The 26,491-nt window shown below is 68.6% G+C and carries 29 protein-coding genes and 1 tRNA gene; 9 read left to right on the top strand and 21 right to left on the bottom strand.

Annotated elements, in window-relative coordinates; translation table 11 throughout:
• Positions 1 to 31: 31 nt before the first annotated feature.
• Positions 32 to 565, bottom strand: coding sequence for a GNAT family N-acetyltransferase (locus ACE5C1_RS01470; RefSeq protein WP_374942285.1), 534 nt, complete (start codon positions 563 to 565; stop codon positions 32 to 34).
• Positions 562 to 1,554, bottom strand: coding sequence for a porphobilinogen synthase (hemB, locus tag ACE5C1_RS01465; RefSeq protein ID WP_374942284.1), 993 nt, complete (start codon positions 1,552 to 1,554; stop codon positions 562 to 564). The genes ACE5C1_RS01470 and hemB overlap by 4 nt, the downstream gene beginning before the upstream one ends.
• A 67-nt stretch (positions 1,555 to 1,621) precedes the next feature.
• On the opposite strand from hemB, the gene ACE5C1_RS01460 reads away from it, so the two are divergent.
• Positions 1,622 to 2,500, top strand: a complete 879-nt coding sequence (locus ACE5C1_RS01460) for a diacylglycerol/lipid kinase family protein (RefSeq protein WP_374942283.1) — start codon at positions 1,622 to 1,624, stop codon at positions 2,498 to 2,500.
• Here the strand turns inward: ACE5C1_RS01460 and ACE5C1_RS01455 are convergent.
• The 8 genes from ACE5C1_RS01455 to ACE5C1_RS01420 all read right to left on the bottom strand — a co-directional run bounded on the left by ACE5C1_RS01455 (position 2,497) and on the right by ACE5C1_RS01420 (position 12,450).
• On the bottom strand, positions 2,497 to 3,927 hold the full coding sequence (locus ACE5C1_RS01455) for an MATE family efflux transporter (RefSeq protein WP_374942282.1): 1,431 nt from the start codon (positions 3,925 to 3,927) through the stop codon (positions 2,497 to 2,499). The genes ACE5C1_RS01460 and ACE5C1_RS01455 overlap by 4 nt on opposite strands.
• Entirely contained in the window at positions 3,927 to 6,824 is a 2,898-nt protein-coding gene (locus ACE5C1_RS01450) for a valine--tRNA ligase (RefSeq protein ID WP_374942281.1), read from the bottom strand. Before ACE5C1_RS01450 ends, ACE5C1_RS01455 begins: the two co-directional genes overlap by 1 nt.
• 135 nt (positions 6,825 to 6,959) lie before the next feature.
• Positions 6,960 to 8,990 (bottom strand): prolyl oligopeptidase family serine peptidase, encoded by a 2,031-nt coding sequence (locus ACE5C1_RS01445; protein WP_374942280.1) that lies wholly within the window; start codon positions 8,988 to 8,990, stop codon positions 6,960 to 6,962.
• 73 nt (positions 8,991 to 9,063) lie between these two features.
• Positions 9,064 to 9,594, bottom strand: coding sequence for a DUF2497 domain-containing protein (locus ACE5C1_RS01440; RefSeq protein WP_374942279.1), 531 nt, complete (start codon positions 9,592 to 9,594; stop codon positions 9,064 to 9,066).
• A gap of 17 nt (positions 9,595 to 9,611) precedes the next feature.
• Entirely contained in the window at positions 9,612 to 11,117 is a 1,506-nt protein-coding gene (locus tag ACE5C1_RS01435; protein WP_374942278.1) for a TolC family outer membrane protein, read from the bottom strand.
• A 16-nt stretch (positions 11,118 to 11,133) separates the two neighbouring features.
• Positions 11,134 to 11,817, bottom strand: coding sequence for a protein-L-isoaspartate O-methyltransferase (locus ACE5C1_RS01430; protein ID WP_374942277.1), 684 nt, complete (start codon positions 11,815 to 11,817; stop codon positions 11,134 to 11,136).
• A 97-nt stretch (positions 11,818 to 11,914) separates the two neighbouring features.
• A tRNA-Cys gene (locus ACE5C1_RS01425) sits at positions 11,915 to 11,988 on the bottom strand.
• A 42-nt stretch (positions 11,989 to 12,030) separates the two neighbouring features.
• Positions 12,031 to 12,450, bottom strand: a complete 420-nt coding sequence (locus ACE5C1_RS01420) for a (deoxy)nucleoside triphosphate pyrophosphohydrolase (RefSeq protein WP_374942276.1) — start codon at positions 12,448 to 12,450, stop codon at positions 12,031 to 12,033.
• Positions 12,451 to 12,482: 32 nt separating this feature from the next.
• Between ACE5C1_RS01420 and ACE5C1_RS01415 the strand changes: the two genes are divergently transcribed.
• The 3 genes from ACE5C1_RS01415 (at position 12,483) to ACE5C1_RS01405 (ending at position 14,124) form a co-directional block, all read left to right on the top strand.
• A complete protein-coding gene (locus ACE5C1_RS01415) occupies positions 12,483 to 12,680 on the top strand; it encodes a Flp family type IVb pilin (protein ID WP_374942275.1) in 198 nt (65 codons plus the stop codon).
• 116 nt (positions 12,681 to 12,796) lie between these two features.
• Positions 12,797 to 12,964, top strand: coding sequence for a Flp family type IVb pilin (locus tag ACE5C1_RS01410; RefSeq protein WP_374942274.1), 168 nt, complete (start codon positions 12,797 to 12,799; stop codon positions 12,962 to 12,964).
• 170 nt (positions 12,965 to 13,134) lie between these two features.
• Positions 13,135 to 14,124 carry a glycosyltransferase family 2 protein gene (locus ACE5C1_RS01405; protein ID WP_374942317.1) on the top strand — a complete coding sequence of 330 codons (990 nt, stop codon included), beginning with the start codon at positions 13,135 to 13,137 and terminating at the stop codon, positions 14,122 to 14,124.
• Here ACE5C1_RS01405 and ACE5C1_RS01400 read toward each other — a convergent pair.
• Genes ACE5C1_RS01400 through ACE5C1_RS01380 form a run of 5 tightly spaced genes read right to left on the bottom strand, consistent with a single transcriptional unit; the run spans position 14,121 to position 18,794 of the window.
• The gene (locus ACE5C1_RS01400; protein WP_374942273.1) at positions 14,121 to 14,957 is read right to left on the bottom strand and encodes an NAD-dependent epimerase/dehydratase family protein; all 837 of its coding nucleotides are present in this window, start codon (positions 14,955 to 14,957) and stop codon (positions 14,121 to 14,123) included. The genes ACE5C1_RS01405 and ACE5C1_RS01400 overlap by 4 nt on opposite strands.
• Positions 14,958 to 15,003: 46 nt before the next feature.
• Positions 15,004 to 15,951 (bottom strand): acetyl-CoA carboxylase carboxyltransferase subunit alpha, encoded by a 948-nt coding sequence (locus ACE5C1_RS01395; protein ID WP_374942272.1) that lies wholly within the window; start codon positions 15,949 to 15,951, stop codon positions 15,004 to 15,006.
• 9 nt (positions 15,952 to 15,960) lie between these two features.
• On the bottom strand, positions 15,961 to 16,887 hold the full coding sequence (locus ACE5C1_RS01390; protein ID WP_374942271.1) for a tyrosine recombinase: 927 nt from the start codon (positions 16,885 to 16,887) through the stop codon (positions 15,961 to 15,963).
• Between the two features lies 1 nt (position 16,888).
• Positions 16,889 to 18,649 carry a hypothetical protein gene (locus ACE5C1_RS01385; RefSeq protein ID WP_374942270.1) on the bottom strand — a complete coding sequence of 587 codons (1,761 nt, stop codon included), beginning with the start codon at positions 18,647 to 18,649 and terminating at the stop codon, positions 16,889 to 16,891.
• Between the two features lie 7 nt (positions 18,650 to 18,656).
• On the bottom strand, positions 18,657 to 18,794 hold the full coding sequence (locus tag ACE5C1_RS01380) for a hypothetical protein (RefSeq protein ID WP_374942269.1): 138 nt from the start codon (positions 18,792 to 18,794) through the stop codon (positions 18,657 to 18,659).
• A gap of 74 nt (positions 18,795 to 18,868) precedes the next feature.
• Here ACE5C1_RS01380 and ACE5C1_RS01375 point away from each other — a divergent pair, with 74 nt between their 5' ends.
• The 3 genes from ACE5C1_RS01375 to ACE5C1_RS01365 are packed head-to-tail and all read left to right on the top strand — an operon-like array spanning position 18,869 to position 20,654.
• Positions 18,869 to 19,432: a shikimate kinase gene (locus tag ACE5C1_RS01375; RefSeq protein ID WP_374942268.1), complete on the top strand. Its 564-nt coding sequence runs from the start codon at positions 18,869 to 18,871 to the stop codon at positions 19,430 to 19,432.
• Positions 19,429 to 20,514, top strand: a complete 1,086-nt coding sequence (gene aroB, locus ACE5C1_RS01370) for a 3-dehydroquinate synthase (protein WP_374942267.1) — start codon at positions 19,429 to 19,431, stop codon at positions 20,512 to 20,514. Before ACE5C1_RS01375 ends, aroB begins: the two co-directional genes overlap by 4 nt.
• Complete coding sequence (locus tag ACE5C1_RS01365) at positions 20,514 to 20,654, top strand: DUF2256 domain-containing protein (RefSeq protein ID WP_374942266.1); 141 nt, start codon at positions 20,514 to 20,516, stop codon at positions 20,652 to 20,654. The genes aroB and ACE5C1_RS01365 overlap by 1 nt, the downstream gene beginning before the upstream one ends.
• Positions 20,655 to 20,662: 8 nt before the next feature.
• Here ACE5C1_RS01365 and ACE5C1_RS01360 read toward each other — a convergent pair whose 3' ends face one another.
• Genes ACE5C1_RS01360 through ACE5C1_RS01340 form a run of 5 tightly spaced genes read right to left on the bottom strand, consistent with a single transcriptional unit; the run spans position 20,663 to position 24,222 of the window.
• Complete coding sequence (locus tag ACE5C1_RS01360) at positions 20,663 to 21,154, bottom strand: DUF4440 domain-containing protein (protein WP_374942316.1); 492 nt, start codon at positions 21,152 to 21,154, stop codon at positions 20,663 to 20,665.
• Positions 21,155 to 21,166: 12 nt separating this feature from the next.
• Entirely contained in the window at positions 21,167 to 21,496 is a 330-nt protein-coding gene (locus tag ACE5C1_RS01355; protein WP_374942265.1) for a DUF423 domain-containing protein, read from the bottom strand.
• Positions 21,493 to 23,244 carry a cation:proton antiporter gene (locus tag ACE5C1_RS01350; RefSeq protein ID WP_374942264.1) on the bottom strand — a complete coding sequence of 584 codons (1,752 nt, stop codon included), beginning with the start codon at positions 23,242 to 23,244 and terminating at the stop codon, positions 21,493 to 21,495. The genes ACE5C1_RS01355 and ACE5C1_RS01350 overlap by 4 nt, the downstream gene beginning before the upstream one ends.
• The gene (locus tag ACE5C1_RS01345; RefSeq protein WP_374942263.1) at positions 23,237 to 23,674 is read right to left on the bottom strand and encodes an iron-sulfur cluster assembly scaffold protein; all 438 of its coding nucleotides are present in this window, start codon (positions 23,672 to 23,674) and stop codon (positions 23,237 to 23,239) included. Before ACE5C1_RS01345 ends, ACE5C1_RS01350 begins: the two co-directional genes overlap by 8 nt.
• Positions 23,671 to 24,222 (bottom strand): CvpA family protein, encoded by a 552-nt coding sequence (locus ACE5C1_RS01340; protein ID WP_374942262.1) that lies wholly within the window; start codon positions 24,220 to 24,222, stop codon positions 23,671 to 23,673. The genes ACE5C1_RS01345 and ACE5C1_RS01340 overlap by 4 nt, the downstream gene beginning before the upstream one ends.
• Positions 24,223 to 24,333: 111 nt before the next feature.
• Here ACE5C1_RS01340 and ACE5C1_RS01335 point away from each other — a divergent pair, with 111 nt between their 5' ends.
• The gene (locus ACE5C1_RS01335) at positions 24,334 to 24,696 is read left to right on the top strand and encodes a type II toxin-antitoxin system RelE/ParE family toxin (RefSeq protein ID WP_374942261.1); all 363 of its coding nucleotides are present in this window, start codon (positions 24,334 to 24,336) and stop codon (positions 24,694 to 24,696) included.
• Positions 24,693 to 25,028, top strand: coding sequence for a helix-turn-helix domain-containing protein (locus ACE5C1_RS01330; protein WP_374942260.1), 336 nt, complete (start codon positions 24,693 to 24,695; stop codon positions 25,026 to 25,028). The genes ACE5C1_RS01335 and ACE5C1_RS01330 overlap by 4 nt, the downstream gene beginning before the upstream one ends.
• Before the next feature lie 21 nt (positions 25,029 to 25,049).
• Here ACE5C1_RS01330 and radA read toward each other — a convergent pair whose 3' ends face one another.
• Complete coding sequence (gene radA, locus ACE5C1_RS01325) at positions 25,050 to 26,423, bottom strand: DNA repair protein RadA (RefSeq protein WP_374942259.1); 1,374 nt, start codon at positions 26,421 to 26,423, stop codon at positions 25,050 to 25,052.
• Positions 26,424 to 26,491: the final 68 nt, after the last annotated feature.

Here is a 26,491-nt window from a genome sequence, read left to right as displayed (position 1 = left end):
ACGCCATGTAGGACAGCGGAAGTCGCGACAGTCAGGACGGACGATCGATCCGGTACAGCACGTGACGGCGGAGGGGGTGGCCGAGGCTGAGCGCGGGGTGATCGAAGTCGCCGTCCTCGACATGGGTCATGCCGATGCGGGTCATCAGCGTGCGGCTGCGCTCGTTCGCAGGCACGGTGATCGCGAAGACCCGCCGCCGCGGCGTGTTCGCCCATACCCAGGCGAGCGTCGCCTCGGCGGCTTCGCTGGCATAGCCCTGACCCCAGTGGTTGCGCCCCAGCCGCCAGCCGATCTCGAGCTCGCCCTCGATCGGCGTCTCCTCCGGGCCGGGCTTGACCCCGCAGAAGCCCAGGAACGCAAGGTCGCGCTTGCGCTCCACCGCCCAGAAGCAATAGCCCGTGATCGCCTGCAGTGCCTGCTGCCCCGCGACCGCCGCGGCGGCTTCGCCGGGCCGGAACAGTGCAGGGAAATGCGCCATCACCCGCGGATCGCGGCCCATCGCGTCGAACGGCGCGATATCCGCGTCGCGCCATCCCCGGAGCGTCGTGCGCGGGGTGTCGATCATCGCGCCAGCAGCCGTGCCGCATGCGCGGCGTAATAGGTCAGCACCCCCGAACACCCTGCCCGCTTGAAGGCCATCAGCGTCTCCATCACCAGCGCGTCGCGCTCGCCCGCGCCCGCCGCCACCGCCGCCTCGATCATCGCATATTCGCCCGACACCTGATAGGCGAAGACCGGCACCTCGAAGCGCTGCTTTACCCGCGCCACGATGTCGAGATACGGCAGGCCGGGCTTGACCATGACGCTGTCGGCGCCCTCCGCCAGATCGAGCGCGACTTCGCGCAGCGCTTCCTCGGCATTGGCCGAGTCCATCTGATAGGTCTTCTTGTCGCCCTTTAGCAGCCCGCGGCTGCCGACCGCGTCGCGGAACGGGCCGTAAAAGGCGCTGGCGTATTTGGCGGAATAGCTCATGATCTGGACATTGTGGTGGCCATCCGCCTCCAGCGCGTCGCGGATCAGGCCGATGCGACCGTCCATCATGTCGCTGGGTGCGATGATGTCGGCGCCCGCCCGCGCCTGGTTCAGTGCTTGGGCGACCAATGCGTCGGCGGTGGTGTCGTTGACGACATAGCCCGCCGCATCGACCAGCCCGTCGTGGCCGTGGGTGGTGTAGGGATCGAGCGCGACATCGGTCAGCACGCCGACTTCGGGCACCGCATCCTTCAAGGCGCGGATGGCGCGGCACATGAGGTTGTCCGGGTTCGCCGCCTCCACGCCGTCGTCGGAGCGCAGGTGGGCGGGGGTGTTGGGAAACAGCGCGACGCAGGCGATGCCGAGATCGCGTGCCTCCCGCCCGCGTTCGACGATGCCGTCGACCGACCAGCGCGAGACGCCGGGCAGCGCGGCGATCGGCTCCTCCACCCCCTGCCCCTCGGCAATGAACATCGGCCAGATCAGGTCGGCCGCGGTCAGCACCGTTTCGGCATGGAGGCGGCGGCTCCAGGCGCTCGCGCGGGTGCGGCGCAGGCGGACGGCGGGGAAGCGGGCTGTCATGCGCCCGACCTTGCTGGATCGTACGCGCAGCCGCAAGCGTTACGCCGGGCAAACCGATGGGATACGAATGACCGAGATCAAGTCCGCCGCGCTGGTCGTCAACGCCATGTCGCGGAAAGGTCAGAAGATGTTCGAACGGGCCTGCGCGGCGATGGAGGCGCTGCCCTATCCGGTCGACGCGCATGCGGTGGAGAACCCCGACGATCTGGAGCGCACCGTTCGCGCCGCGCTGGCCAAGAAGCCCGACCTGCTGATCCTGGGCGGCGGCGACGGCACCGTCAGCGGGCTGGTCGACCTGATGGTGGGCCATGACGTCATCCTGGGGGTGCTGCCGCTCGGCACCGCGAACAGCTTCGCGCGCACGCTCGGCATTCCGCGCGACATTCCAGGCGCGGTGGAGGTGATCCGCACCGGCACGCCGCGGCGGATCGACCTGGGGATGATCGACGGCGATTATTTCGCCAATTGCGCCGCCATGGGGCTGAGCCCGAAGATCGCCGAAACGGTGCCGCACCACCTCAAGAAGTACCTCGGCCGCGCGGGCTATCTCGGCTGGGCCGTGTACCAGTTCGCGCGCTTCCGCCCGTTCACGCTGATCGTCGGCGAGGACGAGACGCGCGAGCGGATGCGCGTCGTCGAGGTCCGCATTTCGAACGGCCCGTATCACGGCGGAATGGAGCTGGTCGATTCGGCGGAGGTCGATTCGGGCGAGATCGTGGTGCAGGCGGTATGCGGCCACGTGAAGCGTCGGCTCATCCGCAACTGGTTCGCCAGCGCGATCCGGCACGAGACGCGGCACGAGGAGGTGCGTGAATTCCGCGGCAAGGCACTTCGCGTCGACACGATCCCCCGCCTGCCGATCTCGATCGACGGCGAGGTGCTGGCGCACACGCCGGTGATGGCGAAGATCGCGGCCGGGGTGATCCGGGTGATGGCGCCGGTCTAGCCTATGGGCATCGCCTTGGCGGTCGGCTCGCAATCGGCGGGGAGATGCTCCTCGCGCGCGGTGGGCAGGACGCGCAGCTTGCGCCACGTTCCGGCGCGGTAATAGCCGATCGTCAGCAGCACCGAGACCATCGAGCCCGCCGGAAAGCTCCACCAGATCGCGTCCGATCCCCATGTCGGATCGAGCAGCGTCGCCAGGCCGATGCGCACCGGAAACAGCGCCGCCGCCAGGATCACCAGCGGCGCCACCACCGCACCGTTCGCGCGGACGGTGGCGGTCAGCACCATCGACACGCCGAACAGGATGAAGCTCCACCCCGCGATCAGATTGACCCGCGCGGCGATGTCGATCGCGGCGGCGTCCTGCCCCAGGAACAACCACAGCACGTGGCGGTCGAGGAGCGTCAGCACCGCGAGCAGCCCGCCGGTCAGCGCCAGGTTCATCAGCAGCCCGGCGCGGGTGATCCGGTCGACCCTGTCCCACCGCCCGGCACCGATGTTCTGCGCCGCCATCGCGCTGACCGCGGCACCGACGGCCATCGCGGGCATCTGGACATACGTCCACAGCTGGTTGGCCGCGCCATAGGCCGCGGTAGTCGCGGTGCCGTGGCGGTTGACCAGCCCGATCATCGCCATCGCCGACACCGAGACGACGAGCATCTGCAGACCCATCGGCACGCCCTTGACGACGATCGTCCGCAGCAGCGCAGGGTCCGGGACCAGGTAGCGCAGCTCGGCGCCGCGCAGCCGGATCGGCAGATCCTTGGCGTAGATGTAGGCGAGCAGCGCAGCGAACGAGACGGTGTTGGCGATCAGCGTGGCGGTGGCGGAGCCCTCGATGCCGAGCGCGGGGATCGGCCCGAAGCCGCGGATCAAGACCGGATTGAGCGCCACGTCGAGGACCGCACCGACGGCCATGAACTTGAGCGGGGTCAGCGAATCGCCGGTGCCGCGCAACGCCATGGTGAGCAGCACGGTGAGGAACCCGGCGGGCATCGCGACGAAGATCACGCGGAGGTAGCCGAGCGCCAGCGGGTACACCTCCGCCGGAGTCGCGAGCAGGTGCAGGATGGCGGGCGCGACCAGCCAGCCGAGGATCACGGTCAGCACCGAGATGATCGCGAACAGGCCGAACGCGGTGCCGAGCGTGCAGCGCACCGCGTCGATGTCGCGCCGCCCCATCGCCTGACCGATCAGGATCGTCGCGGCCATGCCGAAGCCGAATACCGCCGCGACCAGCAGGAACATGATGATGTTGGCGTTGGTCGTCGCCGCCAGCGCGCGCTGACCCAGGAATTGCCCGATCCAGACGGCGTTGATCGAGCCGTTGAGCGACTGGAGGATGCTGGAGCCGAGCGTCGGCAGCGCAAACGCCATCAGCGTGCGGCCGATCGGGCCTTCGGTGAGGTTGCGCTGGGGGCCCGCCATCAGCCGAGCCGCCCGAGCGCGGCGCGCAGGCGCTCAGCTTCGGCCGCCTTGTCGGCGTGATCGGCGCGCGCCTTCTCGACCGCCTCGGGCTTGGCGCGCTCGACGAAGCTGGCGTTGGACAGGCGGCCGTTCAGTGCATCGCGTTCCTTCTCGGCGGCGGCGATGGCTTTGCTCAGGCGGGCGCGTTCGGCTTGGAGGTCGATGACATCGCCGAGCGCCAGCGCGTAGGTCGCTTCGTCTACAACGACCTGTGCCTCGCCCGCCACCGCGATGCTGAACTCGATTCGTGCGAGCCGCGCGAGTGTCGCCGCGTGACGGTCCAGGCGGGCCAGCGTCGCCTCGGAGGCGCCGGTCACCGCGAAGGATACGCGGGCGCTTGGCGGCACGTTGAGTTCGGTGCGCGCCGTTCGCACCTCGCTGACGAGGCGGATCAGCCAGTCGATCTCCTGGCTCGCCGCCGGATCGATCGCGCGGGCGTCCGCCCTCGGCCAGTGGCCGACGATCAGGTCGTGGTCGCGTGGGCTGAGCGCATGCCAGAGTTCCTCGGTGATGAACGGCATGAACGGGTGGAGGATCACCAGGATCTGGTCGAGCACCCAGCCCGCGACCGCCTTGGTCTCGTCGTCGAGCGTACCGCGTTCGTCGCCGTTCATCGGGGGCTTGATGAGCTCCAGATACCAATCGCAGAAGCGGCTCCAGACGAACTGGTAGATCGCGTTGGCCGCGCCGTCGAAACGATAGTCGGCGAGCGCGAGGTCGACCGCCTGGATCGTCGCGACCGTCTCCGCCACGATCCAGTTGTTGACCGCGAGGGTCGTGACTGGCGGCTCCAGCGTCGTGCTGCCGCCGATGCCGTAGCCTTGCGCGAAACGGGCGGCGTTCCACAGCTTGGTGGCGAAGTTGCGGTAGCCCTCGACCCGCTTCTCGTCCATCTTGATGTCGCGGCCCTGGCTCTCCATCGCCGCCATGAAGAAGCGCAGTGCGTCGGCGCCGTATTTGTCGATCAGGCCGAGCGGGTCGACGGTGTTGCCCTTCGACTTCGACATCTTCGCGCCGTCGGCGGCGCGGACGAGACCGTGGAGATACAGGATCTTGAAGGGCACATCTCCCATGAAGTGGATACCCTGCATCATCATCCGGGCGTTCCAGAAGAACAGGATGTCGAAGCCGGAGACGAGCACGTCGTTGGGGTAGCGGCCTGCGAGTTGCGGCCCACGGTTTAGGAAACCGTTGCTCTCTTCTCCGTTCGTCCCCGGACCTGATCCGGGGGAAGTCGAAGCACCCGTCGCCCCGGGGGGAGCGCTCGTGGCTTGCCCTTCGACTTCGCTCAGGGCGAACGGAAGTTTGTCGACGTCCTCCGGCCAGCCCAGCGTGGCGAAGGGCCAGAGGGCGGAGGAGAACCAGGTGTCGAGAACGTCGCTATCACGCCAAATCTTGACAGAAGATGCGCCTGTCAAATCCTCGTTCGGGTCACGGTCCGCGCCCGATACAGTTGGCCGTACTTTCACAACTTCGACGGTATAGGGTGCGTACGCCTCACGGGCGCGGCCCAACGCTTCTTGCTCCGTCTCCGCTACGAAGTATTGTGCGCGAGAATAGTCAATAATGCCAACGGACGGGCGACTTGGTCCGTGCCAAGCCGGTATCCGGTGCCCCCACCACAATTGCCGGCTCACGCACCAAGGCTGGATGTTCTCCATCCAGTTGAAGAAGGTCTTCTCCCACGTCTTCGGCACGATGCGGATCGCGCCCGAGCGCACCGCTTCGATTGCGGGCTTTGCCAAGGTCGCGGCGTCGACGTACCATTGGTCGGTCAGCCACGGCTCAATCACCACGCCCGAACGGTCGCCATAGGGGGTCTGGATCGTGCGATCCTCGACCCGCTCCAAAGCGCCTTCGGCTTCCAGCATGGCGACGACCGCCGTCCGCGCGTCGAACCGATCGAGACCTACCAGCGCCTCGGGCACGCCGCCGCAATCGACGATCCGCGCCTTCGCATCCAGCATGTTGAGCATGTCGCGCGCCTCGATTCCAGCGCGCCGGCCGACCTCGAAATCGTTGAAATCGTGCCCCGGCGTGATCTTCACCGCACCCGACCCGAGCTCAGGATCGGCATGCTCGTCGGTGATGATCGGGATTTCGCGACCCGTGATCGGCAGCTTCACCATCTTGTCCACGAGCGCCGCGTAGCGCTCGTCGCTCGGGTTCACCGCGACCGCCATGTCGGCGAGCATCGTCTCGGGCCGCGTCGTCGCGACCGATATCGATCCCGATCCATCGGCGAGCGGATAGCGCAAATGCCAGAACTTGCCCGCGATCTCGCGCGTCTCGACCTCCAGGTCGCTGATCGCGGTACCGAGGCCGGGGTCCCAGTTCACCAGTCGCTTGTCGCGGTACAGCAGGCCTTCGCGGTGAAGGTCGACGAAGACCTTCAGCACCGCCTTGCTGAAATGCGGGTCCATCGTGAACTGTTCGTTCGCCCAGTCCATCGAGCAGCCGAGGCGGCGGAGCTGGCGGGTGATCTCGCCGCCGCTCTCGCGTTTCCAGTCCCACACCTTCTCGACGAACGCCTCGCGCGAGTAATCGGTGCGCTTCTCGCCCGCGGCGTCCATCCGCCGCTCGACCACCATCTGCGTCGCGATGCCCGCGTGATCGGTGCCGACGACCCAGAGCGCGTCCTTGCCCTTCAACCGCGCGTGGCGGGTCAGGATGTCTTGGAGCGTGTTGTCGAGCGCGTGGCCGATGTGAAGCGAGCCGGTGACGTTGGGCGGCGGGTTGACGATCGTCCACGGCTCGGCGCCAGGGCGTTCGGGGTGGAACTGCCCGGTCGCCTCCCAATGCGCGTACCAGCGCAATTCGATCTCGGCGGGGTCGAAGGTTTTCGGGAGCTCGGTCATGGGGTGGCGCATAAGCGAGCGAGGCTCACCTTCCAACCTCCGTTCGTGCTGAGCGAAGTCGAAGCACTTGGCGGGGCGGAAGTCCTTCCCCATGCCCTTCGACTTCGCTCAGGGCGAACGGCAGGGAGTGAGCCCTCAGTTCGGGGGCGCGCCCCTCCCCGTCCACTTATCCATCCATCCCAAAACCTCGCCATACCATTGGCGCGAGTTCTTGGGCTTCAGGACCCAATGGTTCTCGTTCGGGTTCACCACGAGCCGCGAGGGAATGTCGCGCCGCTGGAGCGCGGTGAAGGCGGCGAGCCCCTGCGTATACGGTATCCGGAAATCCTTCTCGCCGGTGATGACCAGCATCGGCGTCTTCCACCTGTCGACGTAATTGACCGGGTTCCACTTCTCGTACGCCTGCGGGTCCTCGTAATAGGCCTTGCCGCCGTGTTCCCATTCGTCGAACCACAATTCCTCGGTCTCGTACGCCATCGCGCGCGCATCGAAGACGCCGTCGTGCTGGACGATGCACTTGAAGCGGTCGGGCCATTTGCCCTCGATCCAGTTCATCATGTAGCCGCCGTAGCTCGCTCCCAAGGCGCACGCATTGTCGCCGTCGAGCCACGCGAATTGCGTCGTCGCGGCGCTGAGGCCCTTCTGCAAATCCTCGAGCGGCCAGCCGCCCCAATTGCCCCGGATCGCGTCGGTAAACGCCTGGCCGTAGCCGGTCGAGCCGTGGAAATCGACCGCGACCAGCCCGTAGCCGGCGCCCGCGAACACCGCGGGGTTCCAGCGGTACGACCAGCTGTTGTTGCTCGATCCCTGCGGTCCGCCGTGGACCATAAATGCGACGGGCACCTTGCCGTTCGACCCGTATGGCTTGACCGCATAGCCCCAGACGGTGTCGGCGTTCGCACCCTTGAAGCTGAAGCGCGACACTTCGGGCATGTCGATGCCTGCGAGCTTGGCGGCATTGACCGAGGTCAGCCGCACTGGCGCAACCGCCGCGACCCGGTAGAAATCGTCGGGCGCGGTCAGGCTGTTCATCGCCACGACCGGCCCTTGCGGCGTGATCGCGACCGCGGACACGTTGCCTTGCTGGGTCAGTCGCGCGACCTTTCCGGTGACCGCGTCGACGCGCCACAACGGGTTTTCCTGCGTATCCTCGGCGGTGACGTAGAGCGACTTCGAATCGGGTGCCCAGGCGATCGAGCCGACGCTGCGGTCCCAGCGTTCGGTCAACGACACCGTCCTGCCGCTCACGAGGTCGCGAACGGTGAGCACCTGGCGATCGGCTTCGTAGCCCGGGCGGCGCATCGCGAAATACGCGAGTTTGCGGCCGTCGGGCGAGACGGTCGGCTGGTTGTCCATGCCATTGTTGGCGTCGGTGAGGTTCACCGGCGCGGACGATCCGTCGGCGGCGGCCTGGAAGATGTCGAGGTTGGTCGACAGCGGTTCGATCCGCCCGGCCTCGCGCATCGCGAAGTACAAGGTGCGACCGTCGGGGCTCCACGCCACCTCCTCGCCGCCGCCATAAGGCTTGGACGGCGTGTCGCCGACGAGCGCACCGACTATCGCGCGACCATTCCCCGGCGCGCCTGCCGACGTCAACGGCAGGACGAACAGTTGCGAACGGGTGCCGTCCGCCCACGTATCCCAGTGCCGCACGAACATCTTGTCATAGACCCGCGCCGCGCCCGCGTTCGGGTCCTTCTTCTCCATCGCGGGCTCCAGGCTGGATGCGCCGGCCTTGCGATCCGCCCAGACGACCAGCCGGTCGCCGGTCGGCGCGACCTTGAAGCCGCCGAAGCCGCCCTTGAAGGTCGTCAGCCGCCGCGGCGTGCCGCCGGTGACCGGCACCGACCAGATCGCGTCGTCGGCGCTGTAATAGACGGTGGTGCCGACGATCTGCGGATCGTTCTCGTCGACCTGCGGATCGGCGAGCAGCTTCTCGGGGACCGCGTTCGCCCGCGTCAGGTCGAACCGCCACAGGTCGTAGCGGCCGCGGTCCGCGGCGAGGTCGGTCTCGCGCTGCGCCCAGACGAGCCAACGCCCATCCTTCGACGCGGTCGGTGCGCCGACGCGGCTGAGCATCGTGACGTCGGCGATGGTGAGTTGGCGCGCAGCGGCGGGGGCGGAGAATGCGAGCGCCAGGAGGCTCGCGGTCAGGGCGATCTTCATACGCGCCGGTGAAGCAGAACCGCGCGCGCGTAGCAAGTCGGCGCGGAGAGCCGCGCGGGGCAAGTCAGCCCGGTCAGGATGTGGGCGAACCGGTGATCCGTTCGATCTCGCGCGCGACCAGCGCCTCGACCATGTCGGGCAGCTTGGCGTCGAGCCATTCGCGCAGCATCGGGCGCAGCATCTCGCGGACCATGGCCTCCAGCGTGTGATCGGTCGCGGTCGCGCCATCGGGCCGGACGACCAACCGCGACAGGGCTTCCAGCGAGCCGCGGCTGGCGGCGGCGGTCTGTTGCGAGACGATCGGATCGACCGCGCGGGGCGCGGCGGCGGCGACCGGGTGCGGCGCAGGCTGGTGCGCACCAGGCGGTGCGGGCGCGATCCGGTCGGCCGACGGGCGTTCGGGCGCAGGCGACGGGATCGGCTCGCTCAGCTCCAGCACCTCCTCGGCATCGTCGCGCGTCCGATCGGCGGGCGGCACCGCGGCCAAAACGGCGCGCTGCGGTCGGCGCGTGCGCGGCGGCAACCCCTCGCCTTCCTCGGCGATGATCCGCTTGATGGAGGACAGGATTTCCTCCATCGACGGCTCGGCGCTGATATCCCCCATCGACGCGACCTTCGCTGCTACTGCCGGTTCGGCGAAGCCGCACCTGTCGTCAAAGCCGGGTTCCTGTCAACCGGCGTGTCCAGTTCGGCGTCGAGCGGCTTGGTGACGACCGCGGTCTGCGCCGGCGTACCGGTCGTGCGCGTCGCCACCGCACCGGGTTCGCCGTCGCTCGCGAAATCGTTGATCGAGTGCCGCACCCGGTTGTAGTTCGCGACCGGATCGTAGAGCGGCCCGCCGTCGAGCCCCAGATCGCCCGCTTCCGCATGCCCCATCGCCGCGAGCAAAGCGAAACCGGCGACATAGGCATCCCGCCTGGCGGTGACGAGAGTCACCTGGCTGTTGAGCAGCTCCTGCTCGGCGTTGAGGATATCGAGGATCGTGCGCGTGCCGACGCTGTTCTCGGCGCGAACGCCCTCCAGCGACAGGCGGTTGGCGCTGACCGCGGCCTCTGCCGACTCGATCACCAACTGGGACGATTTCCAGATCGCGAAGGACGAACGCGTCGCGGCGATCACCTGCCGTTCGGTGCCCGTCGCATTCTCGATCGCCTGCGCGCGAAGCGCCTGCGCCTGCCGGACCTGCGCGCCGACACGGCCCGCCTGGAAGATGGGAACCTGCAGCGAGACGCCGGCGACGGTCGAGGTGCCCGACTGACGCGTGCTGAACCCCTGCCCCGAACCCAGCGAGCCGAGAAAATTGTTGTAGTTCTGCCCGATGGTGACGCCGAATTGCGGCAAGCGCTGCGCCCGCGCGGCGCGCACATCGAAGCGGGTGGCATCGCGCTGCTTCTGCGCGGCCAGCAAGGCCGGACTGTCCCGCAGCGCGGCTTCGACCGCCGCGTCGGACGTAGCAGGCAGCGACGGGAGCGGCGGCGGCGGCTCCAGCGAGCCCGGCGCATCACCGACCAGGCTGATGTAATTCTCGCGGCTCGCGATCAGGGTTGCCTGTGCGCCCTGCAACTGCGCGCGGGCGAGCGACAGCCGCGCCTCGGACTGCGCCACGTCGGTGCGGGTGAGGTCGCCCACCTGGAACCGGTCGCGGCTGGCACGCAGGTTGGTGTCCAGCACCCGCACGTTCTGGGTGTTCAACCCGACGATCGCCTCGTCGCGAATGACGTCGTTGTAGGCGGATACGACATCGCTGAAGGTCGTCGCCTCGACGCTGCGCAGCGTCGCCCGGCCCGCCTCGACCCGGGTTTCGGCCGCGCGAACCGAGTTGGTGACCGCGCCCCCGGTGTATACCGGCACGGTCACGCCGGCGAAACCGTTGAGCTGACGTTGCGGATTGGTCAGCGAATTGCCGCCGCGGATCAGGTTCTGGCTGTAGCTGCTCCGTGCATCGACGGTCGGCAGCCCGGCCGCGCGCGCGATCGGCACGGTCTCATCCGTCGCGCGCTGGCTCGCGCGCTGCGCGGTGATCGTCGGATTGGACTTATAAGCGCGGACCAGCGCCTCGCGCAGCGTTTCGGCGGCGGCGGGCGCGGGCAGCAGGCTCGCGCCGGCGAGGAGCAGGCGGCGGATCACGGACACGTCCTCCCGATCAGAAGGTGAAAGATTTGGGGGCGGCAAAGCCCGGCAGGACGACGCATTCGACGTCGGCGAACGGCACCAGCGCGAAGCCGCCGCCGGTGCGGCGCCCCGCCGCGAGACGGGTGACGCCGTGGTCGACGACCCCCGACACCGCACGCCCGTCGGCGCGAACCTGCGCCACCAGGGCCTCGGGAACCATCTCGATCGCGCCGTCGACGACCAACACGTCATAGGGCGCGGCCTCGGCATGGCCGGCGTCGAGCGCGCCTTCGACGACGGTGACGTTGGCGAAGCCGGCCAGCGCATCGCGTGCGTCCGCGGCCAGCACCGGATCGCTCTCGACCGCGACGACGTGCGCCACCAGCCCAGACAGCACCGCCGCGGCATAGCCGCCCGCGGCACCGATCAGCAGCACGCGGTCGGTCGGCAGCAGATAGGCCTCGGTCAGCAAGCGTCCGGTCGCCATCGGCAGATTGGCCCAGCGTGCGCGCCCGAGCGGGATCGCCGCATCGCGGTACGCGAGTGCGCGCGCGTCGACGGGCAGGAAATCCTCGCGCGGCACCGTCGCCATCGCCGCGACCACGCGCTGGTCGCTCACCGCATTGGTGCGCAGCTGGCTGGCCACCATCGCGTGGCGCATCGCCGCATGATCGGTCGCGAGCGGGGGCGGGGAATCGAGGCTGGTCGTCGTCATGGCCTATCCTGTCGCACAACTGTCTTAGCTACGCAATACACGTGCCGCGCGCCGTCTTGGTAGCGTGGCAGATCGGGAGCGCCAAGGGGATAGGTATTGGAGGCCCGACCGGGAATCGAACCCGGGTGCAAGGATTTGCAGTCCTCTGCGTCACCACTCCGCCATCGGGCCCCGATGCGTGGACGGCTGCGCTAATGCGCTGCCCGCGTCCGGTCAACCGCCAAGCCGCCGGGCGAGCGCATCGACGAGCGGGCGATCGGCGGGCGGCATCGGCAGCGTGTGCATGTCGCGCGGGCGGATCCAGACGAGGCCGGTGGCCTCCAGCGCGCGGGGCTCGCCCGTCCATCGCTCGACCAGATAGAGCAGGAGCAGCAGGTGGCGCTCGCCCGCAGCCGCGCTCGCGAATGCCAGCGGCACGGGCGCGTCCACCGTCACCGCGATCCCGAGCTCCTCGGCAAGTTCGCGCACCAGCGCATCTTCGGGGGTCTCCCCTGCCTCCACCTTGCCGCCGGGGAACTCCCACAGCTCCGCCATCGCCTTGCCGGGCGGGCGCTGTTGAAGGAGGACGCGCCCCTCGCCATCGACCAGCGCGGCGGCGACCACCGGCAGCAGCATCGTCGCCGTGTCAGCCATTCCTTAAGACCCCCATCGCTATCGCCGTCCCCATGAAGGTCCGTCCGCGCCTCGTAAAGCTTCGCCGCCTTCGCCGGCTGCTCGGCGAGACGCGCGCCGCGACCGCGGTGGAATACGGGCTGATCGTCGCGCTGGTCGTCATCGCCACCATCATGGCGATCGTCAGCGTCGCCGAAGCGACGACCGGCATGTGGAACAACGTCAACGACAAGGTGACGCACGCCGGATGACGCAAGTTTCGCCGGGCTTAAAGGTTTCTCAACCTCCGCCACCTAATGATTCGCTCGCTGGTCCGGTAATCCCGGTTCGGCCGGGTAACTGAAGCACCACACGCATGGAGACCGCAATGCAGACCATTCGCAAGTTCGTCCGCAACAACAAGGGCGCGACCGCCATCGAATACGGCCTGATCGCCGCGCTGATCGCCGTCGCCGCCATCGCCGCGATGCAGGGCCTGGGCAACAAGCTGACCACGACCTTCACCAACGTCTCGTCGAACATGAAGGCTACGTAAGACCTTCACGACGATCCGAACGGGGGCGGCGCACCGAAGGGTTCGCCGCCCTTTTTCGTTTGGGGCTCAGGCTCAGGAGCAATCGACGACCTTGCGTGACGGGTGGCTCGGCGCCATGCTGCTGATCGGTCTTCCATATTTCGGGCGTAGAGTGGAAAAATTTGGCAGCGATGATCGATCTTTGCGATGACGGAGCCGAGGAAATGTTTGTCGGCCGCCCGGTCGAGCGACCTTTCCTGTCTATTGTCATTCTGACCTTTCGGCGGCTCGAACTGCTACGCGAGGCGGTAGCCTCCGCTGTAGGGCAGGAGTTCAATCGGCAATTTGAAGTGATCGTCATCGATAACGATCCCGATTCTCGCAACGATCGGTTGTTGATTTCAGCAGCGCCACACCTTCGCAACGCGCCACTCCGCTATTTCCGCAACCGGCATAATGTTGGGGAGGCTGACAATTGGAATCGCGGGATCGCCGAAGCGCGGGGCGAGTGGGTCACGATCCTGCACGATGACGATTTGCTGGACAAATCCTGGGCGCGCGAGATGTTTGCGCTGCTCGACAAGCGGCCCGACGTCGACGGGCTTATCTGCCGCCGGTTCAACCTGGACCAACGCGAAGCGCCCGTCGGGGAGAGCCGGCTGAAGTCGATGGCTCGCCGGATCATATCCTGGCAGCAATTCGGCTGGCGAGATATTCGCCGGATCGACGCGCGCAAGCTGTTCTGGGAATGCCCGGGCAACACCGTGGGCTTCGTGGCCCGCAAGCTCGATTACGAGGCTGCCGGCGGCTTTCGCGCCGACGAGAGTCCGAATTCCGACCACGCCTTTTATCTTCGCTTCGCTCAGCGGTTCCAGATGTATCAGTACGCAAAGGTTCTCGTATCGATCCGGATCGCCGACAACAGCCTGCTCAAGCGTGAGACGCACCTCGCGTGTGCATACCAGGATCACCAGATACGCTTCGCCTGCATCGCCGCCGGTGCGCCGCGCTGGTGGACGAGGTTGCTCCCGCTCCTGATCGCGCGTCAGGTGACGGCGATGAGCCATTTCTACCGGGTGGCGGTAACACCAGAGGACGTTTCCAGAATGCTCGAAGTTCGTATCGTGCGCGATCGGCCGCTGCTGCTATGGACGATACGGGCGGCCTGCCGCGGCTTTTAGGTTTTCAGGGATCGAATTGTCGCATCCAGCCCGGCATCCAACGACCAAGCCGGTTTCCAGCCGGTCGCGGCTATTGCGGTAAGATCGGCAGCGAGGACCGGCATTTCGTGAATATTATCTCGCCTTGCTCCGTACACGATCTCGGACGACGTGCCGATTTTGGCCTGCAGCTTTTCGACGAGTGCGCGAAGCCGAACAGGTAGGCCGCTGCCGACTTGGACGGTGGACAATTGCGCTATTCTATCGATCCGAAAGCATAAGGCGGATAAAGCGCCGACCACGTCGTCGATATAGACGAAGTCTCGGCTGTTCGTGCAGCTGGAAAGCATGATCGGCTTCGATCCCCTCATCCGGGAAATCAGCGACGTGACCAGGTTCGTCTCGTCGCTTCCTGGCCCGTACATATTGTGCACCTGGACATTGAGAACGCGAGCATCTTTGCGTGCCGCCACTCGAACAAGGCTACGCTCGAGCATCCTTTTGGACAGAGAATAGTTGGAGTATAATTCCGGAAGCGCAGTAGAGACGTTTAGCACAGCGCCGAAAGCGAGCGTTTCAACCAGCGCAAGCGGGTAAATCAGGTTGGCCCGAACGACATCGGACAGCAAGATATCACCACGTCCGCAATCCGCGACGAGATTGATAATGTGATCGTACGCCCGCCCGGTGACGTCCAGCGTGTCGAAAACGCCCGCACGTGCGGATGCGGTTTTCACCTTCCGGGCGCCCGCTTCGGACCGCACCACGACGTCGATGGCGCAATCAAGCTCGTCGATATGCGTCAGAAGCGCGCGGCCAAGATAGCCGCTTCCGCCCAGGACGAGAACCTTCACCGGCTCAATGTCCAGTCATGGTACGATACGTATCACGGTCGACTCCTCAAAGCCGCCCCATCGCCAGGAACTTCTCGCGCCGCGCCCTTCGCAAGGCGTCAGCGGACAGCGCATCCAGCCCCGTCAGCGATTTCTCCAGCGCATCGCCCAGCGCCGCGATCGCGACCGCGGGGGCGCGGTGGGCGCCGCCGACCGGCTCGGCGATGATCGTGTCGATGACGCCGAAGCCCTTCAGGTCCTGCGCCGTCACCTTCATTGCCTCGGCGGCTTCCGCGGCCTTGTCGGCGGTGCGCCACAGGATCGACGCGCAGCCCTCGGGCGAGATCACCGAATAGACCGCGTGCTCGAACATCAGCACCCGGTTGCCCGCCGCCAGCGCCACCGCGCCGCCCGACCCCCCCTCGCCGACAATCGCCGCGACAACCGGTACGCCCGCCGCCAGGCACGCCGCGGTCGATCGCGCGATCGCCTCGGCCTGCCCGCGCTCCTCGGCCTGGATGCCGGGGAATGCACCCGACGTGTCGACCAGCGTCACGATCGGCAGCCCGAACCGGTCGGCGACCTGGACCAGCCGGATCGCCTTGCGATACCCCTCGGGCTTGCCCATGCCGAAATTGTGCTTGAGGCGGGTCGCGGTGTCGAAGCCCTTTTCGTGGCCGAGCACCATCACCTTGCGCCCGCGAAAGGTGGCGAACCCGCCCTGGATCGCCTGATCGTCGGCAAAGGCGCGGTCGCCGGCGAGCGGCACGAACTCGTCGAACAGCCCGGCGACGTAATCGCGAAAATGCGGGCGTTCGGGATGACGCGCGACCTGCGTCTTCTGCCACGGGGTCAGCCGCGCGAAGGTGTCCTTGAGCAACCGATCGGACTTGGTCTGGAGCCGCGCGATATCGGCGGACAGGTCGACCGTGCCGTCGGCGGCGGTCTCGCGAAGTTCGTCGATACGCGCCTGGAGTTCGGCGATCGGCTTTTCGAAATCGAGGAAACTGGGCATCGGCGGCGGTTACGGCGGCGCAACGGTGCCGTCAACGCGGGGCCGTGGCGGATCGGTGAGCGGATGCCGCGCGTTGACCAGCGCGACCAGCCGACTGGCGTCGACATGGGTGTAGATTTCAGTGGTCGCGATGTCGGCGTGGCCCAGCATCGCCTGGAGCGCGCGCAGGTCGGCACCGCCCTCCAGCAGATGCGTGGCAAAGGCGTGGCGCAGGACATGCGGGCTGATCCGGTCGGGCGGCACCCCCGCGTCAGCGGCGAGCGCCTTGACGAGCTGGTATAACCGCATCCGCGACAGATGGGTACGACCCGAGGGGAACAGCCACAGCGTTTCGACGGGCACATGCGCGCGCCAGGCGCCGACCGCGGCGCGGGCCCGGTCGGACAGCGGCACCATCCGCTCGCGCCCGCCCTTGCCCTTGAGGATCAGGAACGGCCGGTCGGGCGCGATGGCGTTGCGCGGCAGCGACACCAGCTCGCTCGCGCGCAGCCCCGATCCGTAGAGCAGCTCGATCAGCGCCGCGAGCCGCAGGTCGAGCGGATCGGTGGGTTCGCGCCCCAGCCGCTCGGCGATGGCGGCGAACAGCCGGTCGACATCGGCATGCGACAAGGTCTTGGGCAACCCGCGCGCCGCACCCGGCCGGGGGAGCGCCCCACCCGGATCGTCGGCGCGGTGGCCCTCGTCGGCGAGGAAGGCGAAGAAGCGCCGCAGCGCCGCCGCTTTGCGTGCGACACTCGACCTGGCGAGTGCGGACCAACCGGCGACCAGTGTCGCCAACGCGTCGTTGCCGGCCGCCGCGAGCTCGCCGTCCAGCGCCTGCGAGGCGAGCATCAGGTCGCTGCGATACGCCGCGATCGTGTTCGCCGCCGCCCCGCGCTCCGCCGCCATCATCTCCAGGAACCGGTCGATCAGTGCGGCATCGGCCAGCGGCGGCATCTTAGCCCCGCGCGATCGCTTCGGCGGCGATCATCCGCGCCTCGCCGCCCAAGCCCACCGCACGCAGCGCGCCGACGATGCGGTAGAGCATTTCGGGCGGCACCCCGCGCCACCGCGGGGTCTGCATGCCGATCGCCGCGAGCAGCGCGACCGTCCCCGGCTGGTTCGCCCGCGCCGCGCGGTCGAGCGCGCGGGTCCAGGCGTTTTCGGCGCCGATCCGGACGTCGAGCGCCTGCGCCGCCCGCTCGATATCGTCGGGCGCCAGCCGCCCGAGCCCGGCGAGCCCGGCGAACAACAATCGTTGCTTCAGCGCCGCATCGCCGGTTCCGGCATAGCCGGCCAGCGTGCTGTAGCTCAACCGTTCGCTCAGATCGGGGTCGGCGAGCACCAGCATCGCCCACGCATCGCCGCCCTCCTCGACCTGGCCCCGCCAGCGCGCCGCGGTGCGGTCCAGCCCGCCCGCCAGCAGCGAAGCGACGATCCGCGCTTCGTCGGGATTGCCCGCCGCCGGACGGATGCGGACCGCTGCGCGCGCGGTCAGCACCAGCCGGCCATAGTCGGGGTTCGTTCCCCACAATTGCCTGAGCGCCGCCATTCGCGCATCGCTGGTCGCTGCGGTATAGGCGGTCCGCAGGTCCGCCGCGGTGGCGTTTGCAGGTGCCGGCGCATCGTCGGCCGCATCCACCGCACCGTAGAGATCGACGAGCGCCAGATTGGAGAGCACGCCCTGCCCCGCCGCCGCCTCGGCCGGCGCGACCCGCTCGGCCAAGGGCACCGCGGGCGACAGCGCGCGCCAATAGGTCGCCTGGCGGCCCGCGCCCGCATACAGGTCGTCGGGGATCGCCGCGCCGGTGGCGCTGGCCAGCCCGAATCGCCAGACGGTGAGCCGGTCGACGCCCGGCCATTCGATCGTCACCGCACCGCCGCCGCCCGCCGCGCCGATCACCTTCTGCGCCAGCAGCAGATCGACCCCCGTGGCAACGCGGCCGCGCCGCGCCGCCTTGAGCAAGGCGTTGGCGCGCGCCGTGCCGCCGGACAGCGCCGCGCACATCGCCTGCGCCATCGTCCACCCGCGCTCGCCCGTGAAGCGCGCGCCCGCATCGGCGACCGGGCACAACCCCGCCGGGTCGCTCGCCGCCAGCATCGCGTTCATCGCGACCTGATACAGCTTCGGCGTGTAGTTCCCAGTATCGACGCCCTGCACCACCGCGCGCGCCGCGGTCGCCTCGCCCATCCGCAGCAGCAGCCAGGCGCGCTCGGCGGCGAAATCGGCGCCGTTCACCCGCGCCGGGGTATCCAGCCGCGCCGTCAGCGTGCGCCGCAGCAGGATCGACATCCAGCGTGACGGCAACGGCGCGTCGAGCCGCCGCATCAACTGCTCCAGATACGCGCCGTCGGCCGCCCCGAACGCATCCGCCGCGACCCCGCTCTCGCGCTCGTCCGCCGCCCCGACCAGCGCCAGCGAACGCCGCGCCGAGGGCGGCATCTCGTAGCGCGCGAGCAGCGCCGCATCGGGGGTCAGCGTCGCGCTGGGCGTCGGCGGCGGTGTCGGCGTGGCCGATGGCAGCGGCTGGGCGGGCGCGGCCGGTGAGACCGGAGCGGCGGGCGCAGGCGTCTCGGCGGAGCGGGTGGCGCGCGGCGCAGGCGGCGCCGGTTCGCCGAACCCCGGCGGCAGGATCGATTCGGGCCGGTCCTGCCCCCCGTCCTGCGTAAAGGCGGAAAGCGCGACGCCGGCGAGCGCCAGCGCCAGCGCGGTCCGCAATCCTGCCCTAGCCCTGGAGGTTCGCAAGCGACACCGGCTTCTCGACACGGGTCTGCGGACGCTCGCTCGCGCGGCCGGCGAGCAGGAACAGGACGCCGATCACGACCACGAGGACGACGACGATTGAGACGATGAGGCGAGACATGGGAGCGTGGGAAACCTTCACCAGACAGGCGCGGGTGTTGCCCGGCGCGGGGCCGCTGTATAGCGCCGGTCACGATGTTGCAAAGCCCGGTTCCCGACACGACCGACAAGCGCGAAGGCCACGGCGCGTGGGCGGGCGGGCCGATCGTGCTCGTCGGCCTTATGGGGGTTGGCAAGTCGACCGTCGGGCGACGCCTCGCGCAGCGGCTGGCGCTCCCGTTCGCCGATGCCGACAACGAGATCGAGTCCGCCGCGGGGATGTCGATCCCCGAGATCTTCGACCGCTTCGGCGAACCCTATTTCCGCGCCGGCGAGCGCCGCGTCATCGCGCGCCTGATCGACGGCACGCCGAAGATCATCGCGACCGGCGGCGGCGCGTTCGTCCAGGACGACACCCGGGCGCTGATCCTGGCCGAAGCGACTGCGGTGTGGCTCCACGCCGATCCCGACGTGCTCGTCGACCGCGTCCGCCGCCGCGACACCCGCCCGCTGCTGCGCGGCCGCGATCCGGGCGAGGTGCTGGGCGAGCTCGCCCGTGTCCGCAACCCGCTTTATGCGCAGGCGCACATCCACGTGCTGAGCAACCGTTCGCCGCACGAGGTGACGGTCGCCGCGATCCTGAAGGCGATCGGACGATGACGACGATTACGGTGGACCTCGGCGCGCGCACCTATCCGGTGCTGATCGAGGCCGGGCTGCTGGGGCGGGCAGGCGACCATCTGGCGCCGCTCGCCAAGGGGCGCCGCATCGTGATCGTCGCCGACGAGAACGTGACCGGGCATCTCGCTATTTTGGTCGAGGCGCTGAACGGGTGCGAGACGGTGATCCTGCCGCCGGGCGAATCGAGCAAGAGCTGGGCGATGCTGGAGCGGCTGTGCGACGCGCTGCTCGCGCACGGCGTCGAGCGCGGCGACCTGGTGGTGGCGCTCGGCGGCGGGGTGATCGGCGACCTGGTCGGCTTCGCCTGCGCGATCCTCAAGCGGGGCTGCCGCTTCGCGCAGGTGCCGACGACCTTGCTGGCGCAGGTCGATTCGTCGGTGGGCGGCAAGACCGCGATCAATACGGCGGCGGGCAAGAACCTGGTCGGCGCGTTCAAACAGCCCGAGATCGTGCTGATCGACCCGCAGGTGCTCGACACCCTGCCCCCGCGCGAACTGGCGGCCGGCTATGCCGAAGTGGTCAAATACGGCCTGATCGACGACGCTGCCTTCTTCGCCTGGTGCGAGGCGAACGGTGCGGCCCTGCTGGCGGGCGACGCCGAAGCGCGGCGCTACGCCATCGCCCATGCGGTATCGGCCAAGGCCCGCATCGTCGCCGCCGACGAATACGAGACGCGGGGCATTCGCGCCTTGCTCAATCTCGGCCATACCTTCGGCCACGCGCTGGAGGCGGAAGCGGGCTTCGGCCACGCGCTGATCCACGGCGAAGCGGTGGCGGCGGGCTGTGCGCTGGCGTTCGATTATTCGGCCGCAAAGGGGCTGTGCGCGGCCGAGGATGCCGCGCGCGTGGCGGCGCATTTTCGCAGCGTCGGCCTTCCCGACGGTCTCGCCGCAGCGGGCATCGACGCTCCCGCTACCCGCCTGATCGCGCACATGCGCCACGACAAGAAGATGGCCGCCGGCACCCTCCCCTTCCTGCTCGCCCACGGCATCGGCCGAACCTATCTCGACAACTCGGTTGACCTGGCCGAGGTCGAGGCGTTCCTGGCCGCGGCGCGCTGATGCCCAATGGCGTCGCCAAGGCCAACCTGCCGACAAAGGTTTGCCCGGCCTGCGACCGCCCGTTCGCGTGGCGCAAGAAGTGGGCGCGCGATTGGGAGAATGTCGTCTATTGCTCGGACGCATGCCGCCGGGCGCGATAGACCGGCAATCAGGGTCGAACGATGATCGTGGCCTGCCTGGCGGTGAGCCGCCATGCTCCGCCGGCCTGTTTCCAGAGATCCATGAACCTGCGGTGGACGACCGTGGCAGAGGCGCCGGCGATTGCCTTCGGACGAACGACTTCCTCGCCCATCAGAAGAACCATGCCATCGCGCAGGCCGGCATATTCGATGACGCGGTCGTACCGGTCATAGCTGATCTGCCCCGCCGCGCTGCGTTGCGCGGTCGCGCCGCGGACGGACACGCCGTTCTGCGGATTGTTCACCGCCAGATCGTCCGCGAGAAGCGCGGCGAAGGCGGCGTGATCGTCGCTGACCGCCGCCCGGTCGATCGCGTTCACCGCGTCCAGCGCGCCCACGACCCTAGGGTCCTTGGTTGCCGCGGCGACGACGGGATTGCCGGCGGTCCATTCGGCCGTCGCAGAACCGGTGACGGCCATGATCCCGACGATAGCCGCAACGCATCGGTACAGCTTCACCACCAAAGTCCTCCCCTACCGTGCCGCCGCCCACGCCAGCCACAACCACCCCGCGATCAACAGCACCCCGCCGATCGGGGTCACCGCGCCCAGCCAGCGCGGCAGGCCCAGCGCCATCAGGTACAGCGTCCCCGCGAACACCGCGCCGCCGGCGACGAACAGCCATCCCGCACCGAGCGCCTCCATCCGCACCGCGACCAGCGCCGCGACCGCGTGGATCAGTTGGTAGTGCGCACCGGTCTTCAGCCACTCCGCCGCCGCGCCGCTCGCGCCATGCGCACCGAACGCCCCCGCTCCGACCGCCATCGCGCCCGACAGCGCCGCCAACAGCACCAGCCAGTTCATGCCCGTCCTCCCAAGCCCTCGACATCGGCGCGGTCGAACCCTGCGCGAATGTCGCCGCTTTCCGATTGTGCCGCGAGCCGTTGGGCGTCGCGGTCTCGGTAAGCGTCCTCGCTGCGCTCGATCTCGCCGCCGTCGACCCCGATGTCGTCCAGCGCCAACCGCGCCATGCACAGAGCCGACTCGAACACCTCGCGCACCGTGCCGGTCACCGGCCCGCCCGCCATCTTCATGAGACTGCGCCGGTCATAAGCGCGCACGAACACCGACGCGTCCGGAAAGGCATGCGCCACCGACCGGAGCAGGTCGGCGTCGATCACGTCGCCGTCGATGCAGAACAGCAGCAGCTGCGCGTCGGCTGCCCCCGCCTGGCGCAGCAGGTCGAGCCGGGTGCCATCGCCGTAATAGACCTTGGCGCCGAAACTGCCCGCAATCTCGATCCGCGCCGGATCGCGGTCGATCAACGTCACAGCGACCTTCTGGAGGATTAGCATCTGCGCGACCGTTTGCCCGAAGCGGCCGTAGCCGACCACGATCGCGATCGCGCCGTCCTGCTTGGGCCCGGCCAGCCCCTCGCCCGTCCGCACCGGCTCGGCGCGGAAGCGGCGGGTCGCCATCATCAGGAACGGCGTCGTCGCCATCGACACGGTGACCACCGCGGTGAACAGGCTGGCGGCCTCCGGCGCGATCAGCAGCGCGTTCTGCGCCTGCGCGAACAGCACGAAGCCGAATTCGCCGCCCTGGCTCAGCAGCAGGCCCAATGCCAGCGCACCGCGCCACGGCATCCCGAACGCGCGGCCGATGCCGAATACGATCGCCGCCTTCACCGCGATCAGCGCCGCCGCCATCCCCGCGACGAAGAACGGCCGCTCGGCGATGGCATGCAGGTCGAGGATCATCCCGACCGCCAGGAAGAACAGGCCCAGCAGGATCGATCGGAACGGCTCCACATCGGCCTCCAGCTCGTGCCGGTACGGGCTGTCCGCCAGCATCACCCCGGCGACGAACGCGCCGAGCGCGGTCGACAGCCCCAGCGCCTCCATCACTGCGGCGCTCGCGACGACGGTGAACAACCCGGCGAACACGAACATCTCGCGCTCGCCCAGATTGCCGATCAGCCGGAATAGCGGCCTGAGCACGAAGCGCCCCGCCAGGACGAGGCCCACGACCGCGAGCACCGTCTCGACCGCCAGCAGCCATCCCGGCACCGCGTCGGGCGGCGCAGGCGCGCGGCTCAAGGCGGCGACGATGGTGATGAGCGGGACGATCGACAGGTCCTGGAACAGCAGGATCGAGAAGGCGCGCTCCCCGAACGGCGTCTTCATCCGCCCCGCCGATTGCAGCATGGGCAGCACCTGCGCGGTCGACGACAGCGCCAGCGGCAGCCCCAGCGCCAGCGCTGCGGCGGGCGAGAATTGCGCCGGTCCCCAGATCACCGCCGCGATCGCCAGCCCGCACAGCACGACCTGGATCAACCCCAGCCCGAAGATATCGCGCTTCATCTGCCACAGCCGGGTCGGGCTCAATTCCAGCCCGACGAGGAACAGCAGCAGCGTAATGCCGAATTCGGCGAGCCCCAGCTTCGATTCGGCATTGCCGACCAGCCCCAGGACATGCGGCCCGACGACGGCACCCGCCACCAGATAGCCCAGCGTCGCGCCGAGCCCCAGCTTGCGGAACAGCATGACGAAGACCAGCGCGAAGCCGAGCAGGATCACCCCGTCGCGCAGCAGCGACACCGATTCATCCATCGGTGCGGGCTCGCGTCGCGGTCTCGGCGGCTTCGGCGGCGGCCTCGAACGCCAGCCGGATCGACGGATGCCGCGCGCTATGCGCCAGCGCGGGCGTGAAGATGTCGAGCCCCGGCCAGTCGGGCGGGTCGCCACCACCCGCGAGCCACCCGGTCAACGCATCGCGCGCCGCGGCGAGCTCCTCAGGCGTGCGCCCCAGCACGTTGGCGGCGAGCAGCGACGACGACGCCTGCCCCAGCGCGCAGGCCCGCACCAGCAGCCCGACCGCGCTCACTCGGCCGTCGTCATCCACATCGACGTCGACGGTAACCCGGCTACCGCAGATCGGCGACCGCCGCTCCGCCGTCGCCATCGGTGCCGCCAGCTGCTCGTGATAGGGAATCGACGCTGCGAGGCGCAGAATGTCGGCATTGTAGAGAGGCGCGCTCACGGTGCCGAACTCGCATTGTCGGGCACGCGAGCCCCGAACACCGGCTGCCCGCGCCGCCGCCGGTCGACGAAGTCGCCGATCCCCGCGCTGGTCGCGTTAAGCAGCGGATAGGTCCGCGATTCGGTCATCCACGCCGGGCGCCGCGCCGCGCCGCCGCGCGCGGTGTCGACCACCAGCGCCGCGAGCAGGAACACCAGGCTGACCAGGATGAGTCCCTTCAATGCCCCGAACCCGAAGCCGAGCGCCCGGTCCACCGGTCCCAGGATCGACTCCCGCGTCCGCGCCCCGATCGCCCGCGCCACCATCTTGCCGCCGAAATACGTCACCCCGACGATCACCGCGAACGCCAGCACCGCCGCGCCCGACGGCGTGCCGACGACCCCGGTCAGCGCCTGCGCCAGCAAGATGTGGAACAGCTTCAACCCCGCCACCACCGCCACCCAGGCGAACAGCGACAGCACCTCGGTAACGAACCCGCGCTTGAACCCCAGCGCAGCGGAGCCGAGCACGGCGAGGAGGACGACGATGTCGAGTGCGGTGAGCGCCATGCGCGTCTACGTAGAGGGTGGGGATGGCAGGGGCAACGACCGGCAAAGCAGGCAAGCCGCTGACCCGACCTTTACCATTGCAGATTAGACCATTTCTGATATAGAGTCAGCGTGAACCCGAGGAAGCCGATCATCTGGATGGGAGGCAGCCGAGGCGATCTCTCTTTGATGCCGGAGGGCGTACGGAAGGATTTTGGCGGTGCGCTCCACGCTGCTCAACAGGGTCGCACGCCCGATGCCGCCAAGCCGCTCAAAGGCAAGATCAAAGGCACGACGCAGTTGTCGGAGGATCACGACGGCAACACCTATCGCGCCATCTACACGGTCGAGTTGGAGGGCGTGGTCTACGTCCTTCACTGCTTTCAGAAGAAATCGACGAGCGGCATCGCCACGCCCAAACCCGACCTGGAGCGGATCGAAAGTCGCCTCAAAGACGCCCGCCTTCTCCACGCCCGCAGAGGACAGAGCCGATGACCGAGACGATCGAGTATGAGGAAGGCAGCGGCAACGTCTTCGCCGACATCGGCTTCGCCCCCCCCGATGCGGCCCGGCTGTCGCACAAGGCCGACCTCGTCGGTGTGCTGCACCGTGCGCAGCGGGAGCGCAACCTGAGCCAGATCGCGTTCAGCCGCCTCGTCGGCATCCCGCAACCACGCCTGTCGAAGCTGTACAACGGCAAGCTCGACGGCATGTCGACCGACAAGCTGCTCGATGCCGTCGCGCGGGTGGGGGCGCATGTCACCATTCGGGTCGAGGCGCATCCGAATACGAGCGTAGCGGGTATGGTCGAGCTGGAACTCGTTTAGAGTCGGTCGGGCGACCTCTGGTCACCCCCGCCCCAGCATGTGGTCCACAAACGCCCCCAAGGTCCGGAACCCCGACAGCCGCATCGTCGTCCGCTCGTCCTTCGACGCCGCAGGCACTAGCGCGCGCTCGAACCCCAGCTTCGCCGCCTCCTTCAGCCGCAGCGGCCCATGCGCCACCGGCCGAACCTCCCCCGACAGCGCGACCTCGCCGAACGCCACCGCGTCGATCGGCACCGGGCGCTCGGACAGCGCGGACACCAGAGCCGCCGCCACCGCCAAGTCCGCGGCGGGATCCTGCACCCGGTAGCCCCCCGCGATGTTCAGATACACCTCGCACGCCGAGAAGCTCAAGCCGCACCGCGCCTCCAGCACCGCCAGGATCATCGCCAGCCGCCCGGCATCCCACCCGACCACCGCCCGTCTGGGCGTCGCCCCCGACGCGAGCCGCACCGTCAGCGCCTGTATCTCGACCAGCACCGGGCGCGTGCCCTCCAGCGCGGGGAACACCGTCGTCCCCGTCACGCTCTCGTCGCGCTGGGTCAGGAACAGCGACGAGGGGTTGGCGACCTCGGTCAGCCCCTCGCCCTGCATCGCGAAGACGCCGATCTCGTCGGTGCCGCCGAAGCGGTTCTTGATCGCGCGCAGGATGCGGTACTGGTGCGAACGCTCGCCCTCGAAGCTGAGCACCGTATCGACCATATGCTCCAGCACCCGCGGCCCCGCGGTGCTGCCGTCCTTGGTAACGTGCCCGACCAGCACCACCGCCGTCCCGCGCTCCTTGGCGAAGCGGATCAGTTCCTGCGAGGAGGCGCGTACCTGGCTGACCGTCCCCGGCGCACCCTCGATCAGGTCCGAATGCATCGTCTGGATCGAATCGATCACCAGCAAAGCAGGCGGCTTGCCCATCGACAAGGTCGTTAGGATATCGCGCGTCGAGGTCGCCGCAGCCAGCTGCACCGGCGCATCCCCCAGCCCTAACCGCCGCGCGCGCAGCCGCACCTGGTCCGCCGCTTCCTCCCCCGATACATAGGCGACCGACAGCCCCGCATTCGCCATCTTCGCCGCCGCCTGAAGCAGCAACGTCGACTTGCCGATCCCCGGATCGCCGCCGATCAGCGTCGCCGACGCCTCGACGAACCCCCCGCCCAGCGCGCGGTCGAGCTCGGCGATCCCGGTCGCCATCCGCTCGGGCAGCGCGATCTCGGCATCGAGCCCGACCAGCTGGATCGCCCGCCCGCCGCTCTGGAGGTTGTGCTTCGCCTGGAACGGCGTCGCGTTCAGCGGCGCTTCCTCGACCAGCGTGTTCCACTCGGCGCAGTCGACGCACTGCCCCTGCCACCGCGACGCGACCGATCCGCACGCCTGGCACACGTATCTTTTCTGGGGTTTGGCCATGCGAACCTACGTAGCGATGCTGGAACGAGAAGGGAACACCGTCGTGCTGGTAGTCATTTACGCGGTCA

The organism is Sphingomonas sp. (genome assembly GCF_964263785.1).
GTDB lineage: Bacteria > Pseudomonadota > Alphaproteobacteria > Sphingomonadales > Sphingomonadaceae > Sphingomonas.
The sequence above is the reverse complement of the archived record's forward strand: the minus strand, read 5'-3'. Positions and strand labels throughout refer to the sequence as shown.

What these genes read in the sequence shown, in the direction of transcription:
- ACE5C1_RS01470 (WP_374942285.1), bottom strand. Translation starts at nt 565, where the DNA reads ATGATCGACACCCCGCGCACGACGCTCCGGGGATGGCGCGACGCGGAT.
- hemB (WP_374942284.1), bottom strand. Translation starts at nt 1,554, where the DNA reads ATGACAGCCCGCTTCCCCGCCGTCCGCCTGCGCCGCACCCGCGCGAGC.
- ACE5C1_RS01460 (WP_374942283.1), top strand. Translation starts at nt 1,622, where the DNA reads ATGACCGAGATCAAGTCCGCCGCGCTGGTCGTCAACGCCATGTCGCGG.
- ACE5C1_RS01455 (WP_374942282.1), bottom strand. Translation starts at nt 3,927, where the DNA reads ATGGCGGGCCCCCAGCGCAACCTCACCGAAGGCCCGATCGGCCGCACG.
- ACE5C1_RS01450 (WP_374942281.1), bottom strand. Translation starts at nt 6,824, where the DNA reads ATGACCGAGCTCCCGAAAACCTTCGACCCCGCCGAGATCGAATTGCGC.
- ACE5C1_RS01445 (WP_374942280.1), bottom strand. Translation starts at nt 8,990, where the DNA reads ATGAAGATCGCCCTGACCGCGAGCCTCCTGGCGCTCGCATTCTCCGCC.
- ACE5C1_RS01440 (WP_374942279.1), bottom strand. Translation starts at nt 9,594, where the DNA reads ATGGGGGATATCAGCGCCGAGCCGTCGATGGAGGAAATCCTGTCCTCC.
- ACE5C1_RS01430 (WP_374942277.1), bottom strand. Translation starts at nt 11,817, where the DNA reads ATGACGACGACCAGCCTCGATTCCCCGCCCCCGCTCGCGACCGATCAT.
- ACE5C1_RS01420 (WP_374942276.1), bottom strand. Translation starts at nt 12,450, where the DNA reads ATGGCTGACACGGCGACGATGCTGCTGCCGGTGGTCGCCGCCGCGCTG.
- ACE5C1_RS01415 (WP_374942275.1), top strand. Translation starts at nt 12,483, where the DNA reads ATGAAGGTCCGTCCGCGCCTCGTAAAGCTTCGCCGCCTTCGCCGGCTG.
- ACE5C1_RS01410 (WP_374942274.1), top strand. Translation starts at nt 12,797, where the DNA reads ATGCAGACCATTCGCAAGTTCGTCCGCAACAACAAGGGCGCGACCGCC.
- ACE5C1_RS01405 (WP_374942317.1), top strand. Translation starts at nt 13,135, where the DNA reads ATGATCGATCTTTGCGATGACGGAGCCGAGGAAATGTTTGTCGGCCGC.
- ACE5C1_RS01395 (WP_374942272.1), bottom strand. Translation starts at nt 15,951, where the DNA reads ATGCCCAGTTTCCTCGATTTCGAAAAGCCGATCGCCGAACTCCAGGCG.
- ACE5C1_RS01390 (WP_374942271.1), bottom strand. Translation starts at nt 16,887, where the DNA reads ATGCCGCCGCTGGCCGATGCCGCACTGATCGACCGGTTCCTGGAGATG.
- ACE5C1_RS01380 (WP_374942269.1), bottom strand. Translation starts at nt 18,794, where the DNA reads ATGTCTCGCCTCATCGTCTCAATCGTCGTCGTCCTCGTGGTCGTGATC.
- ACE5C1_RS01375 (WP_374942268.1), top strand. Translation starts at nt 18,869, where the DNA reads ATGTTGCAAAGCCCGGTTCCCGACACGACCGACAAGCGCGAAGGCCAC.
- aroB (WP_374942267.1), top strand. Translation starts at nt 19,429, where the DNA reads ATGACGACGATTACGGTGGACCTCGGCGCGCGCACCTATCCGGTGCTG.
- ACE5C1_RS01365 (WP_374942266.1), top strand. Translation starts at nt 20,514, where the DNA reads ATGCCCAATGGCGTCGCCAAGGCCAACCTGCCGACAAAGGTTTGCCCG.
- ACE5C1_RS01355 (WP_374942265.1), bottom strand. Translation starts at nt 21,496, where the DNA reads ATGAACTGGCTGGTGCTGTTGGCGGCGCTGTCGGGCGCGATGGCGGTC.
- ACE5C1_RS01350 (WP_374942264.1), bottom strand. Translation starts at nt 23,244, where the DNA reads ATGGATGAATCGGTGTCGCTGCTGCGCGACGGGGTGATCCTGCTCGGC.
- ACE5C1_RS01340 (WP_374942262.1), bottom strand. Translation starts at nt 24,222, where the DNA reads ATGGCGCTCACCGCACTCGACATCGTCGTCCTCCTCGCCGTGCTCGGC.
- ACE5C1_RS01330 (WP_374942260.1), top strand. Translation starts at nt 24,693, where the DNA reads ATGACCGAGACGATCGAGTATGAGGAAGGCAGCGGCAACGTCTTCGCC.
- radA (WP_374942259.1), bottom strand. Translation starts at nt 26,423, where the DNA reads ATGGCCAAACCCCAGAAAAGATACGTGTGCCAGGCGTGCGGATCGGTC.